The 14,310-nt window shown below is 62.0% G+C and carries 12 protein-coding genes and 1 riboswitch; of the genes, 8 read left to right on the top strand and 4 right to left on the bottom strand.

Annotation, left to right across the window (positions count from 1 at the left end; translation table 11 throughout):
* Positions 1-5: 5 nt before the first annotated feature.
* Positions 6-2,003 carry a DEAD/DEAH box helicase gene (locus tag H2510_RS05460; RefSeq protein ID WP_261392752.1) on the bottom strand — a complete coding sequence of 666 codons (1,998 nt, stop codon included), beginning with the start codon at positions 2,001-2,003 and terminating at the stop codon, positions 6-8.
* Between the two features lie 256 nt (positions 2,004-2,259).
* On the opposite strand from H2510_RS05460, the gene H2510_RS05455 reads away from it, so the two are divergent.
* The 5 genes from H2510_RS05455 (at position 2,260) to H2510_RS05435 (ending at position 8,505) form a co-directional block, all read left to right on the top strand.
* Positions 2,260-3,420: an alpha-hydroxy-acid oxidizing protein gene (locus H2510_RS05455; protein ID WP_186627336.1), complete on the top strand. Its 1,161-nt coding sequence runs from the start codon at positions 2,260-2,262 to the stop codon at positions 3,418-3,420.
* Entirely contained in the window at positions 3,417-4,721 is a 1,305-nt protein-coding gene (locus H2510_RS05450; RefSeq protein WP_186627335.1) for an alpha-amylase family glycosyl hydrolase, read from the top strand. The genes H2510_RS05455 and H2510_RS05450 overlap by 4 nt, the downstream gene beginning before the upstream one ends.
* Positions 4,722-4,832: 111 nt before the next feature.
* Positions 4,833-4,922: riboswitch (TPP riboswitch) on the top strand.
* Between the two features lie 46 nt (positions 4,923-4,968).
* The gene (locus tag H2510_RS05445; protein ID WP_186627334.1) at positions 4,969-5,739 is read left to right on the top strand and encodes a 3-oxoacyl-ACP reductase; all 771 of its coding nucleotides are present in this window, start codon (positions 4,969-4,971) and stop codon (positions 5,737-5,739) included.
* A gap of 1 nt (position 5,740) precedes the next feature.
* Positions 5,741-7,012 (top strand): LLM class flavin-dependent oxidoreductase, encoded by a 1,272-nt coding sequence (locus tag H2510_RS05440; RefSeq protein WP_186627333.1) that lies wholly within the window; start codon positions 5,741-5,743, stop codon positions 7,010-7,012.
* A 38-nt stretch (positions 7,013-7,050) separates the two neighbouring features.
* Positions 7,051-8,505, top strand: coding sequence for a DUF4185 domain-containing protein (locus H2510_RS05435; protein ID WP_186627332.1), 1,455 nt, complete (start codon positions 7,051-7,053; stop codon positions 8,503-8,505).
* On the opposite strand, the gene H2510_RS05430 is transcribed toward H2510_RS05435, so the two are convergent.
* A complete protein-coding gene (locus tag H2510_RS05430; RefSeq protein WP_186627331.1) occupies positions 8,502-9,395 on the bottom strand; it encodes an alpha/beta fold hydrolase in 894 nt (297 codons plus the stop codon). The two genes, H2510_RS05435 and H2510_RS05430, sit on opposite strands and share 4 nt — an antisense overlap.
* Positions 9,396-9,573: 178 nt before the next feature.
* Here H2510_RS05430 and H2510_RS05425 point away from each other — a divergent pair, with 178 nt between their 5' ends.
* A complete protein-coding gene (locus H2510_RS05425; protein ID WP_186627330.1) occupies positions 9,574-10,074 on the top strand; it encodes a hypothetical protein in 501 nt (166 codons plus the stop codon).
* 54 nt (positions 10,075-10,128) lie between these two features.
* Here the strand turns inward: H2510_RS05425 and H2510_RS05420 are convergent, their stop codons facing one another.
* Positions 10,129-10,611, bottom strand: a complete 483-nt coding sequence (locus H2510_RS05420) for an alpha-isopropylmalate synthase regulatory domain-containing protein (protein ID WP_186627329.1) — start codon at positions 10,609-10,611, stop codon at positions 10,129-10,131.
* 294 nt (positions 10,612-10,905) lie between these two features.
* Between H2510_RS05420 and H2510_RS05415 the strand changes: the two genes are divergently transcribed.
* A complete protein-coding gene (locus H2510_RS05415; RefSeq protein ID WP_186627328.1) occupies positions 10,906-12,096 on the top strand; it encodes an ATP-binding protein in 1,191 nt (396 codons plus the stop codon).
* Positions 12,097-12,100: 4 nt separating this feature from the next.
* Here H2510_RS05415 and H2510_RS05410 read toward each other — a convergent pair whose 3' ends face one another.
* Positions 12,101-13,219, bottom strand: a complete 1,119-nt coding sequence (locus tag H2510_RS05410; protein WP_186627327.1) for an alkane 1-monooxygenase — start codon at positions 13,217-13,219, stop codon at positions 12,101-12,103.
* Positions 13,220-13,428: 209 nt separating this feature from the next.
* Here H2510_RS05410 and H2510_RS05405 point away from each other — a divergent pair, with 209 nt between their 5' ends.
* Positions 13,429-14,268, top strand: a complete 840-nt coding sequence (locus H2510_RS05405) for a lysophospholipase (RefSeq protein WP_315901253.1) — start codon at positions 13,429-13,431, stop codon at positions 14,266-14,268.
* Positions 14,269-14,310 lie beyond the last annotated feature (42 nt).

The raw sequence follows: 14,310 nt of genomic DNA, 5'->3' as shown, positions 1-14,310 counted from the left end.
CGGAATCAGCGAGCATCCCTGCCGACCTCGAACAGTGCTCCAGGCTGATCGGGGTCGGCTCGTGCCGCCAAGAATGCCTCCGGGTCGATCAGATCCGCTTGACCGACGATCGAACCCAGATCGGCGATGCGCTCGACGCCGGTCAGGACCATTTCCTCCTCGACCGTGCCCTCGGCATATCCGTAATAGCAGGTCGAGGTGGTGTGGTTGTGGTCCTTGTCGATGCGATTCGCGCGCCCCTCGATCTGACGGATCTCGATGGGCGTCCACCGAGGGTCATGAATGAGAGTGATGCGGGGAGCGGCCGTCGACACCGTCTTCTCGGGCAGCAGCAACTCGTTGGAATGCAGGTTGATCGCACTGGTCGTCGTAGACACGATGACTCGCGCAGCGCCGGTTTGGAATCGGCGAATCTCGGTCTCCTGGGCTGCGCTGCTCATACTGCCGTCGACCACTGCGACATCGAGACCCTCGTCCCGGAGAGACTGCGACAACTCGGCGACGGATTCGCGATAGAACATCGAGACGAACACCTGATTGCCGTCCCGTACCCATGCGCGGACCTGATCGGCAGATGCGGGAATGCGTAAGTACGAGCACTTTTGGCGTAGCCGCAGTGCGGCCGCGCGTGTACTCGGGTTCTTCTGGAGCACCCGCCTACCGCTCACTGTCTTCCAGTTCGGCAGTCCGACCTCCTTGCGGTAATCCACCCATGCCGAGTGATAGAGCCGCTTCTGCACAGCCGTCAGCTCCTGGCCGAGAGGCTCGCGCGGCGTGGGCGGCGACGGCCGCGAAATCGACCACGGGACAGCGCCACCGGACAGCCACCGATGGATGGTGCTGATGTCGCGCTCGCGTCGTGCAGCATCCTCGGGCTCCCACCGCCACGTCTTCAGCCCGGTCGTCGCCTTGCCCTCCTTGAGTGCGAAGCCCGACTCCTCGAGGAACGTCGCCCACTGCGCAGTGATGGCGTGTCCGAGGCCTTCGTCGTCACCGATGATCGGCTCCTGCGCACGACTCTGCTCGATCGCCCGGGCCATGTACGCGAAATGCATCGGTTGATAACCGGGTGTGGCAGACATCCAGACGACGGCGCGAGCAGCCTCTTGGTAGCGCCAGAGGATCTGCGACTGCTGTGACTCGATATTCATCAACGCGTGCGACTCGTCGGCAACCACGATGTCGATGTCGAATCGAAGTTCGCCGAGCGTGATGGTCCTCTTGTTCTGTGTTCGCTTGCGTTTGCCCAGATCTACATCTTCGGGGACCGTCAGCAGCTTCTTTGTCGACTGATAGGTCACCAGTAGCCAACGCTTGCGCTCGGACGGGTGAATATCGGCCTCGGTGTCGGCGATGGTGCGCCGCCAACCGGGAAGAGCACCTTTGGGCGCTACCACCAGCACGGTTCCGATACTCGGATCCTCCATTTGGCGGACGGCCTCGCACACGGCGAGAGTCTTACCCAAACCCGTCGAGTCCATCTGGGCGAAATAGGGGAACCCGTTGTCCAACGCGTCGAGATGCCTCCGAACCGACTCGAGCTGCGTCTCGCGCGGCGTCATCGACCTCTCGTGCATCTCCTCGGGCCGCCACTCCTCGTTCGCGTCGTCCTCGATCCAGCGCTGCAGGCTGTACGGCATCGACTCGAACGACGCCAAACCGTCGGGCAGCTCCGTCCCGTAGAACGCGAACACCCGCGGACCCGGATGCCACCGAGCACCGGAGGCCGACGCGAGAGCGCGATCCTCGAACGGTACGTCGAGGACCCACACCCGCTCACCCGGATCCGGCAACCGCAGGTCCGGCGAGACGGTCTTACGTGGCGCCCGCTTGCGCGTCGTGGTCCGCTTGGCAGGTGCCCGTTTAGCAGCGGCTTTCTTCGCGGGGGCTTTCTTGGCAGTCGACTGTGCTGCCGTCGACTCCTTGAACTTGCGCGCGGCGGCGCTCTTGCCTGCGCCGATGGTTCTCGCGGTGGTTGTGGGCTTGCGTCTACGAGGTGGCATCGGATCCAGTCTGTCGTACGGTGTCCGAAATACCGTAGAGGACGGCGCTGACATCCCTGGGCGTGTGAACCGTGCACCCTTTTTGTAAACCGGTCGCCCTCGCTATGACGTGATCGAGGGGGTGAGGTTCCGAACAAGGGTGCACGCTCTCCCACCGCACGCTCTCCCACCGCACGCTCTCCCACCGCGCGCTCTCCGCACCACGTGCTCGGTGATGTCCTGCCATCTGGCCTGCGGCGGCACTACGGTGGTGACCATGAACTTCAGTGACCATCAAATCGGTATATATGCCCAGGGCATGTTCACCGATCAGAGGCCGCAGATCACCACGAACCTGGCCAGGTTGGAGGAGCAGGCCGCTGCCACGCTCAGCCCGGAAGCTCTCGGGTACATCGTCGCCAGCGCAGGTAGCGGTTCCACGGCACGCGCCAACCGCGATGCGTTCGACGAGTGGCGGATCGCGCCGCGCATGTTGCGGAGTTCAGCGGAGCGAGATCATGCGGTGACCGTGCTCGGCACCTCCATGCCCGCGCCGCTGCTGATAGCGCCGGTGGGTGTTCAGACACTCGCGCATCCGGACGGTGAGCTTGCGACCGTGCGGGCAGCCGCCGAGCTTTCGGTACCGTACATTCATTCCACTCAGGCATCGCATTCGTTCGAGCAGATCGCCGAGGCGGGTGGCGACGCCCCGAGGTGGTACCAGCTGTACTGGCCCACAGACGAATCCGTTCTGCTCAGCTTCCTCGAGAGAGCCAAGGCGTCGGGATTCACGACGCTGGTGCTGACGCTCGATACGACGCTTCTGGGTTGGAGACCGGCCGATCTCGATCGGGGATATCTGCCGTTTCTGGCGAACCTCGGGATCGAGAACTATCTGACCGACCCGGCTTTTCTGGCGGGTCTGGATCAATCAGTGGAGGCGAATCCTGTTGCTGCAGCCATGCACTGGGCGCAGATGTTCCCCAATCCTGGGTTGAACTGGTCGCAGTTGGCGTTCCTGCGTGAGCAGTGGGACGGCCCGATCGTATTGAAGGGAATCTGCACGGTTGCCGACGGGCGAGCAGCAGTCGATCACGGTGTGGACGGGATCGTGGTGTCCAATCATGGTGGACGCCAGATCGACGGGGCTCTCTCGTCGTTGAGCGCGTTGCCGGAGATCGTGGACGCCGTCGGTGATCAGCTGACGGTTTTGTTCGATTCCGGTGTGCGCACCGGGTCCGACATGGCGAAGGCGCTTGCGTTGGGGGCCGATGCGGTGCTGCTGGGACGGCCGTTCCTGTACGGGTTGGCGCTCGGCGGACAGGACGGTGTGGCGCATGTATTGCGTTGCCTTCTCGCTGAATTCGATCTGGTCACCAGCTTGTCGGGTCATACCGGGGCTGCCGAGCTCGGTCGTGAGTCGGTGATCCGGGCATGAGCAGTCAGCCTGCTTGGGTCGATCACGCCATCTGGTGGCACATCTATCCTCTGGGATTCGTCGGTGCCCCGGTCCATGATTGGGACGGCGGTTCGCTCGAGGGCGAGCATCGACTTCACCGCATCGTCGACTGGTTCGACTACGCCGTGGAACTCGGTGCGTCGGGAATCGCCCTGGGCCCGATCTTCGCCTCCGCAAGCCACGGATACGACACCATCGATCACCTTCGCATCGATTCGCGTCTGGGCACCGAAGCGGACTTCGACGACTTGATCCACCAAGCCCATTCGCGTGGACTGCGAGTGATGCTCGACGGCGTATTCAACCATGTGGCACAGGCATTTCCGCGGTTCGTTCAGGCGCTCGAAGCAGGACCGGATTCACCGGATTCCGAGTGGTTCCACCTCGACTGGTCCGGTGCGAGACCGACGCATCGCAATTTCGAGGGCCACGATGAACTGGTGACGCTGAACCATGACAGCGCCGAGGTCGAGCAGTATGTCGTCGATGTCATGTCGCACTGGCTCGAACGGGGTATAGACGGATGGCGTCTCGACGCGGCATACGCTGTGCCGCCGCGATTCTGGGCGGCGGTCATTCCGAAGGTTCGGCAAAAATTCTCTGATGCCTACTTCCTCGGGGAGGTCATCCACGGTGATTATGCAGCCATCGTGAAAGCGAGCTCACTCGATTCGGTGACTCAGTACGAGCTGTGGAAAGCGTCATGGAGTGCAATCGCGGAAAGGAACTTCTTCGAGTTGTCGCACGCGCTCGGGCGTCACAACGAGTGGCTCGAGACGTTCGTTCCGGCTACGTTCGTCGGCAATCACGACGTGGCCCGCATCGCCAGCACCATCACCGACGAACGCCATGTCGAGCATGCGCTCGTGGTTCTGTTCACGGTCGGGGGTATGCCGATGATCTACTACGGCGACGAACAGGGCTTCCGTGGCGCGAAAGAGGAACGTGTCGGCGGTGATGACGAGGTTCGACCCGAATTTCCAAGCAGCAGAGAGGGACTCGCCCCGTACGGTAGGCCGACGTTTCATCTGCATCAGGAGCTGATCGGGCTTCGCCGCCGACATCCTTGGCTCGTCGAGGCGCGGACCGAGACGGTGGAGCTGTCCAATACCGCGATGTTGTACCGCGTGCAGTCGGGTGACGAGCAGTTGCACGTGGCGTTGAACCTCGGTGACGAGGAGGTGACGTACCGCGTGGCCGGCGAGGTACTGGCCGGCGACGCACAGGTGGACGGCGGATCCACCAGGATTCCACCCCACGGCTGGGTGGTGCTGCGCTAGGCGCAGGGGGTCATGAGGTCGGCCGACGTGCTGAAACTCAACTCGTCCGGTAACTATATAGCTTTCTACTCTTAACTCTAGAGAGGCGAATATTCGACAAGAGGTACAGTCCTCTTCGACACGGGGTGCCTAACGGCTGAGAACACACCCGTCGAACCTGATCTGGTCAACACCAGCGTAGGGATGTCTGCACGTGGGATACGTGCATGCTCTGCGCGGTGTCGGCCGGAAGAGCGAAAGGCCTGAGATGAACATCCAGTCGAAAAAGTTGGACGAGCAGACAGTGGTCGTCACCGGAGCGGGTAGAGGTCTGGGCAGTGCGGTGGCCAGGGCATTCGCGCGAGAGGGCGCTCGCGTCGTGGTGAACTATCGCAACAGCAAAGTGTCGGCGCAGGCGCTGGCGTCGGAGATCGGCGGGGTTGCCATCCAAGCCGACATCACCGACGCCGAGCAGGTGGACGCATTGTTCACCGAAGCCGAAGCGCACTTCGGGCATTCCGTGACGACGGTGGTCAACAACGCGTTGGCCGACTTCTCGTTCAACGGGGACGCGCGCAGCAAGGCAGACTCGATCACGTGGGACGAGTTCGACGCTCAGTTCCGTGGCACCGTGCGTGGTGCGCTGACGACGACGCAGCGAGCGCTGAAGGGGATGCGCGAAGCAGGATTCGGCCGAATCATCAACGTGGGTACCAATCTGTTCCAGAACCCAGTGGTGCCGTACCACGACTACACGGCGTCGAAGGCTGCACTGTTGTCTCTGACCCGCACTCTCGCAGCGGATCTCGGCGGCGATGGCATTACGGTCAATATGGTCTCGGGCGGTCTCTTGCGCACTACCGATGCAAGCGCTGCGACGCCTGAAGAGGTATTCGACCTCATCGCGGCGTCGACGCCATTGCAGCGAGTGGTGACACCCGAGGAGTTCGCAGATGCCCTGTTGTTCTTCGCATCTCCGTGGTCGAGGTCGGTGACCGGACAGAATTTGGTCGTGGACGGCGGCTTGGTCAAGGACTGACATGCTGCACCTCAACGCATTCCTGTACGGCTGTGGACATCACAGTGCAGCGTGGCGTCACCCGAATTCGAGGGTCGAGGACCTCGGCGATATCAGCTACTACCAAGGACTCGCGCAGACCGCCGAGCGAGGCAAGTTCGATGCCGTGTTCTTCGCGGACGGACACTCCGTTCGTGATCCGGCAGGCGCGGGCACCTGGTTTCTGGAACCGATCACGGCGCTGACGGCGATGGCCGGAGCGACCACCCATATCGGCCTGGTCACCACCATATCCACGACGTTCTACACGCCGTTTCACGCGGCGCGATTGCTCGCCTCACTCGATCACATCAGCGGTGGTCGCGCAGGATGGAACGTCGTGACCTCGATGTTCGACGCCGAGGCACGCAATCATGGATTCGAGTACATTCCAGCACGAGCCGAAAGGTATGAGCGTGCAGAGGAATTCGTGAAGGTTGCCCTCGCGCTGTGGGACAGTTGGGATCAGGGCGCGCTGGTACTGGATCGCGAGGGAATGTATGCGGATCCGGCGAAGGTGCACCCCATCGATCACGTGGGCAAGCACTTTCGGGTGGACGGCCCATTGACGGTCCCACGGTCTCCGCAGGGACGTCCGGTGCTGTTTCAGGCAGGCGCGTCGGGACCGGGGCGTGATCTCGCGGCTCGCTACGCGGAGGCGATCTACGCCGTCGCCTACGATGCCGAAGCCGGCGCCGCCTACTACTCGGATGTCAAGCGCCGCATAGATGCTGCCGGACGAGACAGCTCGACCGTCGGAATTATGCCGGGTCTGGTGACGTATGTCGGATCGACGATGAGCGAGGCCCGTGCGAAGAAGGCCGAGCTCGATGCACTGCTTCCCGTCGAGCAGTCGTTGCGCACACTGGGGATGTTCGTGGAGCAGGACTGCAGCGATTGGGAGCTCGACGCACCGGTTCCTGCTCTTCCGCCGATCGAGGAGTTCACCGGGCCGCACGGTCGATACGAGACGATCCTGCGGATAATCGCCAAAGATGACCCGACTGTCCGTCAGCTTCTCGGGACACTCGCAGCGGGTGGAGGGCACGCCACGATGATCGGGACGCCAGAATCGATCGCCGACGAGATTTCGGAGTGGGTGCGACGAGGAGCTGCCGACGGATTCAATCTGATGCCACCGCTGTATCCGGACAGTCTCGACGACTTCGTCGACGAAGTCGTACCAATTCTTCAGGCACGTGATCTCTTTCGTAAGGAGTACTCTTCGCGCTCATTGCGCGAAAATCTGGCATGATGCGCTGGCACGGGTGGTGCATCCGCAGAAGGGGAGATATGTCGAAGCGAATGGCCGTCGTGAGCGCCGCTGTTGTTCTCGGGTCCGTGATGATCGTGTACGGGGACAGCGTCCCGGCTGCCGCCGAACCTCTCGTACCTCCCGGCGCGTGCGCGGCCGATCTGACGAACGAGACCGGGTCGCTGGTCCCGGAGGATCTCTCGATTCCGATCCCATTTCCGCAACTCGCACCCGTGCCGTATCCAGCACCGACGACGGCCCCGACACGTATCGACCCTGAGCCGCTGCCGGCGGACCCGTGCGTGGATCCGTGTCCGGACCTCACCGATGAGAGCCGCGAGCCCACCACACTCTCGAGTGAATTGAACATTCCCCGGATCGGATTCGAGTTCAAGCCGTTCACGATTCCGATCCCGATTCCCGGACCCGAAGTGCAGCTTCCGCCTCCGCCCGATCCGGCGTCGCCTTCCATCGAACCGGCGGTCAGGACTCCTGCACCTCCCATGCCGCAGATCGGCAACGTCACCCGTGTTGCCAAACAGACAGGGGCGGGATCGATCAACCGCACCGACAAACGCTGGCAGGTCTACGGAACGGACCTGGGCATGATGTGGGAGAGCGCCCCCGGACAGATAGCGACGGCGTTCGGCGATACCGTCGGCAAAGGCTTCCATCCCCCTGGAGGCCAGGGACCGGACTGGCGCAGCAATGTACTCGCGTTCAGCACCGATACCGATCTGTCCGACGGGGTCACCTACGACAGCATGGTGCAGGACAGTCGTTGTCACGCAGCCGAACTGCTCAGCAGTCGCAAGCTCGACAACGTCGAGATCACCACGATTCCTACCTCCGGCTTCGCGATCGGCGATCGCCAATACATGAGCTACATGTCCATCAGGACGTGGAACAGCATCCCTGGAACCTGGTGGACCAACTACGGGGGGATCGCTTACTCGGACGACGGCGGCTCCACCTGGACGAAGGATCCATACGCACAGTGGGACAACATCTTCGGCGTCAGTAAGTTTCAGGTGACGTCGATGGTCCCGCAGGGCGACTACGTGTACATGTTCGGCACCCCGAACACCCGACTCGGCGACGTCGGCGTCGCACGCGTCCCGAAGGATCAGGTGCTGAACAAGTCCGCGTATCAGTATTGGAGCGAGGGTAACTGGACGCCGGTCGGAGGGTATACCGCAGCGTCGACGATCGTGGCGGCCCCGGCAGCGGAGCTCTCGGTGCGGTACGACGACTCACGCCAGAGATGGCAGATGACCTACCTCGACACCGCGAAAACGGCTATCACGCTGCGGGAGTCCGACTCTCCGCAAGGGGCGTGGTCCGATGGAGCGCCGATGGTCAGCGTCGCCGACTACCCCGAGCTGTACGGAGGATTCATGCATCCCTGGTCCACCGGTACCGACCTGTACTTCAACATCTCGACGTGGTCCGACTACAACGTCTTTCAGATGCACGCGGAGTTGACGAACTAGCTCTTCAGAGAATCGATGTACTTCTCGGTGAGTTCGGCGATCTCGACAGCATGAGAGATCGGTGACCAATGGCCAGCGTGAATATCGTTGCGGGTCAGGTTCTTCACCCATTTTCCGGTGTCTTCGTAATGGTCGGGCCGCACCGCGACGTCCTCGGTGTTGACGATCAAGTGCACCGGGATGTCGATGAATCGGGCCCGCGGTTTCATCAGGCGTGGAACGAGGTTCGCTCGATACAGGTTCATTCCGTTGGTCGCGTCGGAGAACAGTGTGGGATTCTCGGTGACCAGTGACGGGTCGACGCCAGAGAATTCTTGCAAGAACGCAGGCCAGCCCTTGGCGAACTGGCGTCGAATTCGCAACGTGGAGAGGCCGGGTATGTGGAAGGTGACGGTGTACCAGGATGCGCGCGTCTGGGCGAGGACTTGCTTGACGTTGCTCCAGCTCGGCCTGGACAACCGCGACCTCGACCACTTGCCGAGATGGTCTAGGTTCGGGCCTGAAATGGAAGTGTACGAACGGATTCGATCCACCGCATGGGGTTCGCCGGCTGCTTCCCATACGGTGACGGCGCCCCAGTCGTGTGCGAGAACGTGGACAGGCGCGTTCGGGCTGACTGCGTCGACGACGGCATAGAAATCCGAGGCCAGATTGCGGAGTCGGTAGGCGGAGCGTTCACGCGGAACCGTACTTGCGCCCGCGCCACGCGCGTCGTAGCTGACGACGCGGAAGCGCTCGGTGAGTCGCGGAACGATGTGACTCCACATCTCGTGCGTGTCCGGCCAGCCGTGGACGAGAACGATGGTCTCGCCGTTTGGATTACCTGTCTCGTAGACCGCCAGTGACATTCCCTCGTTGACCACGGTTGTGCGGGTGCCGGTTTCACTCATCGGGTGGTACGTCCTGTTCGGTCTTGGTTGTCCCTGCATCAGAAACGGCCCCCTCGATACATATGGAGCGTCCCACTTTTCCGAAGGTTACTATAAGTCTCGGTTACATGTAAGTGGATTGTCGGTAGAAGGTGGGAGGATTGCTCAACCTCTCCGCCGAACCAAAGGAACCCTCGAGATGTGGCCCAACGACTGGCCTGCGACACCCCGAGCTATCGCGACCTCCACCGAGGAGGCGCTTGCTGCCGCTCGTGCGCGCTCGGAGGATGCCTATCGCGACGCCGTGGCCGACGTGGAGTCGGAGGACGCGGCGCAAGTCGGTCTGGTGCATTCCGAGATCATCCGAGCGTTGCTCGAAGAACTGCATCCCGACGGGCTGACCGGCGAAGATGTTCAGGATGTGCTGGCGCGGACAGTGCGCTCGGCCTCGGAATGGTTCGGTGACCTCGATGTCGATGGATTCGTAGAAGTGCTCACGGGTGCGCTCGGGGTCGCGGACACCGAGTCGGTACGTCCGCGACCTCGCGCTGGTCATGCGTTGTTGATCATTGCCGAACTGTCCAGTCCCAGCCGGCGTACGGCAGACGGAAAAGGTGCGCATGCCTCGACGTCGAGTGAGGTCTACATCCGGCGGGCGATCGAGGAGATAGCGCGTTCGCAGACCATCGAAATGCCCTAGTGCTCTCTACCGATATCTAGCTAAAAGACGAGAGTGCAGTAGAAGGGCCGAGAGTCACCCGTGCAGCATGTTGGCCGCACCGATAATGGCCCGGATGGACGAGCTCGTACCGTCCCCATCCATCGCCATGGACCACGCGCGACGGCCGTCGAATTCGCAGAGAACGAAGGTTGCGATCTTGGCGTCGTGTGTGCCGTTTTCCGAAACGCTTTGCTGGTGGAAGTTCAGAATTTCGATATGGAAGCCTGCGTCGTACAACATCGAGGTCAGGGCATCGATCGGGCCATGGGACGTTGCCGTTGTCGTGTGGATCGTGTTCCCGACGCCAAAGGTCGCGTCGAATCTCGTCCGTCCACCGGGGCCGGGCTGGGCGGACCAACTGCCCAGTCTGATGGGCCCGGTGCGTGCGCCGAAGCGCTGCAAGAATGCGGCCCAGTTCAGGTTCGCGGCCTGGTCACGAAGGTCGCGCGGTAGTGGTGCGCCATAGCGGGCAGCGAAGCAGTCGCTCGAGAAAGTAGTGGAAGAGAGAGTATTCATGTCGGTGGTTCTCCGAAAGCGAAGGGAGGACCGAGGTAGCACGACGACCCGCAGCGAGGGGTCGGTCCGAATTAGACCCCGCTACGGCGGCGTACTACGAGAAGGTGTTCCACAGAGTCCAATGTAGGCGCAGTTTCCGCTCTCGTGCAACCGTGTAGTCGAGTCTATCGAAATCTAGGACTTTATGAAGACTGGTCGATACAAGCAGAGAGGGTCGCTAGCCGTCCATACCGGCGTCTAGGACACGCGCTAGATGTGCCGATACTTTGCTATGGCGGTTGTTATCTTGGCCCAATGGACCCCGTGCGTAATCCCTACGCTCCGGGCGCAGGCCAGCGCCCACCCGAACTTGCAGGCCGCGAGAAGCAACTCGACGCGTTCGACGTTGTGCTCGAGCGGATAACTCGCGGTAAACCGGAGCGAAGTGTGGTCCTGACGGGGTTGCGCGGCGTGGGCAAGACCGTTCTGCTCAATCATCTTCGCTCGGCCGCGGTCGCACGTGGTTGGGGAACCGGCAAGATCGAGGCAAGGCCGGATCAAGAATTGCGTCGACCGTTGTCGTCTGCGCTGCACATGGCTGTTCGCGGCATTGCAGCCGCTCATCGCGATCCGGACAGAGTCGACGAATTCCTCGGTGTACTCAAAGCCTTCGCCTTGCGCGCCTCCGCAGACAAGGGGATGCGTGAACGTTGGCAGCCCGGTATCGATGTTCCCGCGCTGAGCGGCCGGGCGGATTCCGGGGACATCGAGATCGATTTGGTGGAACTGCTGCTCGACGCGTCGGTGCTGGCCGGTGACGTCGGCGTTGGTATCTCGATTTTCATCGACGAAATGCAGGATTTGGGGCCTGCCGACATCTCGGCGCTGTGCGCAGCCTGCCATGAGCTCAGCCAAGATGCGGCACCGCTCATTATCGTCGGAGCAGGTCTTCCGCATCTCCCCGCTGTGTTGTCGGCGTCGAAGAGCTACTCCGAGAGGCTTTTCAGCTACCACCGGATCGGGCGGCTCGAGCGCAAGGCTGCCGATCTCGCGTTGATCGCTCCGGCAGATCGCGAGGACGTGGAATTCACGACCGAGGCACTCGACGCGCTCTACGAGGCGGCGGACGGATACCCGTACTTCGTTCAGGCCTACGGCAAGGCGACGTGGGATCTGGCGCCCGAAAGTCCGATCACGGCCGAGGACGTGCGGGTTGCAGCCCCGACGGCCGAGGAGGAACTTGCCGTCGGATTCTTCGGGTCTCGTTACGAGCGCGCCACCCCTGCCGAGCGTGAGTACATGCGAGCGATGGCCGATTTGTCCAGCGACGACACCTCGGTACCGACGTCAGCGGTGGCGACGGAGTTGAAGCGCAAGCCTGCGTCGTTGTCGCCGGCTCGTGACGGACTGATCAAGAAGGGTCTGATCTACTCCGCCGAGCGCGGGACCATCGCGTTCACCGTCCCCCACTTCGGGCGGTATCTGCGGGCTCAGACCGACGAGTAGCGGGTCAGCTGTTGATCCGGGACATGTCCCCGTCGTAGAAGTCGATCAATCTCTGATCCATCACTTTTCGCCACAGTGGCGGGATCAGTGCGCAGAAGATCATCACCGCGTAACCGGCTGGGAGCTGCGGTGATTCGTCGACGGTGCGAAGGGATTGGTAGCGGCGGGTCGGGTGAGCGTGGTGATCGCTGTGCCGCTGGAGGTGGTACAGAAAAAGATTGCTCCAGAGATGGTCGCTGTTCCAGCTGTGCCGGTGATCGGTTCGTTCGTACTTGCCGTTGCTCTTCTTCTGCCGCAGCAAGCCGTAGTGCTCGAGGTAATTGGCGGCCTCGAACAGGATGATGGCGATGACTGCCTGTATCAGGAGGTAGGGCGCAACCTGCCAGCCGAAAACCCCGATGAGGACCGCAAACAACACGAGCGAGATGGCGGCGGCGTTGAACAGGTCGTTGTGGGCGGACCATTTAGTGGAACCGACCCGGTGCAGACGCCGTTGCTCGAGACTCCAGGCCGAGGTGAGGCCGCCGATTATGCTGCGAGGCAGAAATTTCCAGAAACTTTCCCCGTAACGCGCCGACGCAGGGTCTTCGGGGGTGGCGACGCGAACATGGTGCCCATGATTGTGCTCGACGTAGAAGTGTCCGTAAAACGCTTGTGCGAGTGTGACCTTGGACAGCCACCGTTCGACATTCTCACGCTTGTGTCCGAGTTCGTGAGCGGCATTGATCCCCACGCCACCGACGATCCCGATGGTGACGGCGAGTGCCAACCGCTCGGGAACTCCGAGTGGCCCGTAGGCCCAGAGATAGCATGCTGCAACCAAACCCGCGTATTGAAGCGGTATCAGTAGGTACAGGCACCAGCGGTAGTACTTGTCGTTCTCGAGCGCTCGCGCTGCTTCGAGCGGTGGGTTGCTCCGGTCGACCCCGGCGAAGACGTCGATCAGCGGAATGAGGATTCCCATGATGAACAGGCCGAGAAGCCAGAATGCGCCTGGGCCCAGAACTGTGACCAGTCCCCACGCCAAGAACGGGCTCAGCGGAATGACCAGACCGAGCGGCCACAGGTAGCGCTTGGGGTCTCGCCACCGCGCAGCGGATATCGCCTCGGGGGGAGCATTCATGGGGGGTGGAGCACGCCCTCTCGATAGATCAACCGAACTTCCAAGCAATCTACGATAAAACGGTAACAGCTAATTGTCGGCAAACGTCATGACCGATCTCATATAATTCGGCGCCATGTCGTGATCGGATGGGTACGCCGTCTTTTCCGAGCAGAAGACCGCCTTTCGAGATCGCTGAAGTTCAGCGGCGCAGACGAGGAGAGATACACGTGAAACGCACCGAGGCATCGTTCAGTGGAGTGCATGGAACCAAGATCGTGTACGACGTCTGGACCCCCGAAGATCTTCAGCCGTCGGCCATCCTGGTGCTCTCGCATGGGCTCGGTGAACACGCGGGTCGCTACCACCACGTCATCGAGCGTCTCGGGACACTCGGTCTCGTCGTCTATGCGCCCGACCATCGGGGGCACGGAAGGTCCGGTGGCAAGCGGCTCGAACTGAAGAAATGGTCGGACTTCGTCGAGGACCTGCACGAGGTCTTTCGAATCGCCCGTGCGACTTACCCCGGTACTCGGAGTTTCCTGCTCGGTCACAGCATGGGTGGTGCGATCGCCCTGTCGTACGCGCTCGAGTACCAAGAGGAGCTCGATGCGCTGATGCTGTCCGCCCCCGCGGTTGTCCTCGGTGACAGCACTCCGAAAATTCTGATTCCGATTGGCAAGATCCTGGGCAAGATCGCACCGAGCTTGCCGGTTCAGGAACTCGACTCGGCCGCGGTGTCGCGGGATCCGGCCGTCGTGGCCGCATACAACGCCGACCCTCTCGTCTACCACGGCAAGATTCCAGCCGGGCTGGCCAGCGGGTTGGTCGGTGCCATGGAGAGTTATCCCGCGCGGCTGCATACGCTCACGCTCCCGGTTCTTCTGCAGCACGGCAGCGAGGACAAGCTCGCCGACGTCTCAGGCAGTCGCTCGATCGCCGAATCCGCCGGATCGACCGATCTGACCCTCGAGGTGTACGACGGGCTGTACCACGAGATCTTCAACGAACCGGAGCAAGATCGAGTCCTCGACGACCTGATCGCCTGGCTGTCGCCGAGACTCGCGTGAGCCGGTAGGTTCTACCCAGGCTACGAAAGACGAGGGTTGCAC

It is taken from the genome of Rhodococcus sp. BP22 (genome assembly GCF_014281965.1).
Classification (GTDB): domain Bacteria; phylum Actinomycetota; class Actinomycetes; order Mycobacteriales; family Mycobacteriaceae; genus Rhodococcoides.
Note: the sequence above shows the minus strand (reverse complement) of the source record. Positions and strands in the feature narration are given on the sequence as shown.

Bases quoted from the DNA above. Each gene is read 5' to 3' on its own strand.
- H2510_RS05460 (WP_261392752.1), bottom strand. From the start codon at position 2,003: ATGCCACCTCGTAGACGCAAGCCCACAACCACCGCGAGAACCATCGGC.
- H2510_RS05455 (WP_186627336.1), top strand. From the start codon at position 2,260: ATGAACTTCAGTGACCATCAAATCGGTATATATGCCCAGGGCATGTTC.
- H2510_RS05450 (WP_186627335.1), top strand. From the start codon at position 3,417: ATGAGCAGTCAGCCTGCTTGGGTCGATCACGCCATCTGGTGGCACATC.
- H2510_RS05445 (WP_186627334.1), top strand. From the start codon at position 4,969: ATGAACATCCAGTCGAAAAAGTTGGACGAGCAGACAGTGGTCGTCACC.
- H2510_RS05440 (WP_186627333.1), top strand. From the start codon at position 5,741: ATGCTGCACCTCAACGCATTCCTGTACGGCTGTGGACATCACAGTGCA.
- H2510_RS05435 (WP_186627332.1), top strand. From the start codon at position 7,051: ATGTCGAAGCGAATGGCCGTCGTGAGCGCCGCTGTTGTTCTCGGGTCC.
- H2510_RS05430 (WP_186627331.1), bottom strand. From the start codon at position 9,395: ATGAGTGAAACCGGCACCCGCACAACCGTGGTCAACGAGGGAATGTCA.
- H2510_RS05425 (WP_186627330.1), top strand. From the start codon at position 9,574: ATGTGGCCCAACGACTGGCCTGCGACACCCCGAGCTATCGCGACCTCC.
- H2510_RS05420 (WP_186627329.1), bottom strand. From the start codon at position 10,611: ATGAATACTCTCTCTTCCACTACTTTCTCGAGCGACTGCTTCGCTGCC.
- H2510_RS05415 (WP_186627328.1), top strand. From the start codon at position 10,906: ATGGACCCCGTGCGTAATCCCTACGCTCCGGGCGCAGGCCAGCGCCCA.
- H2510_RS05410 (WP_186627327.1), bottom strand. From the start codon at position 13,219: ATGAATGCTCCCCCCGAGGCGATATCCGCTGCGCGGTGGCGAGACCCC.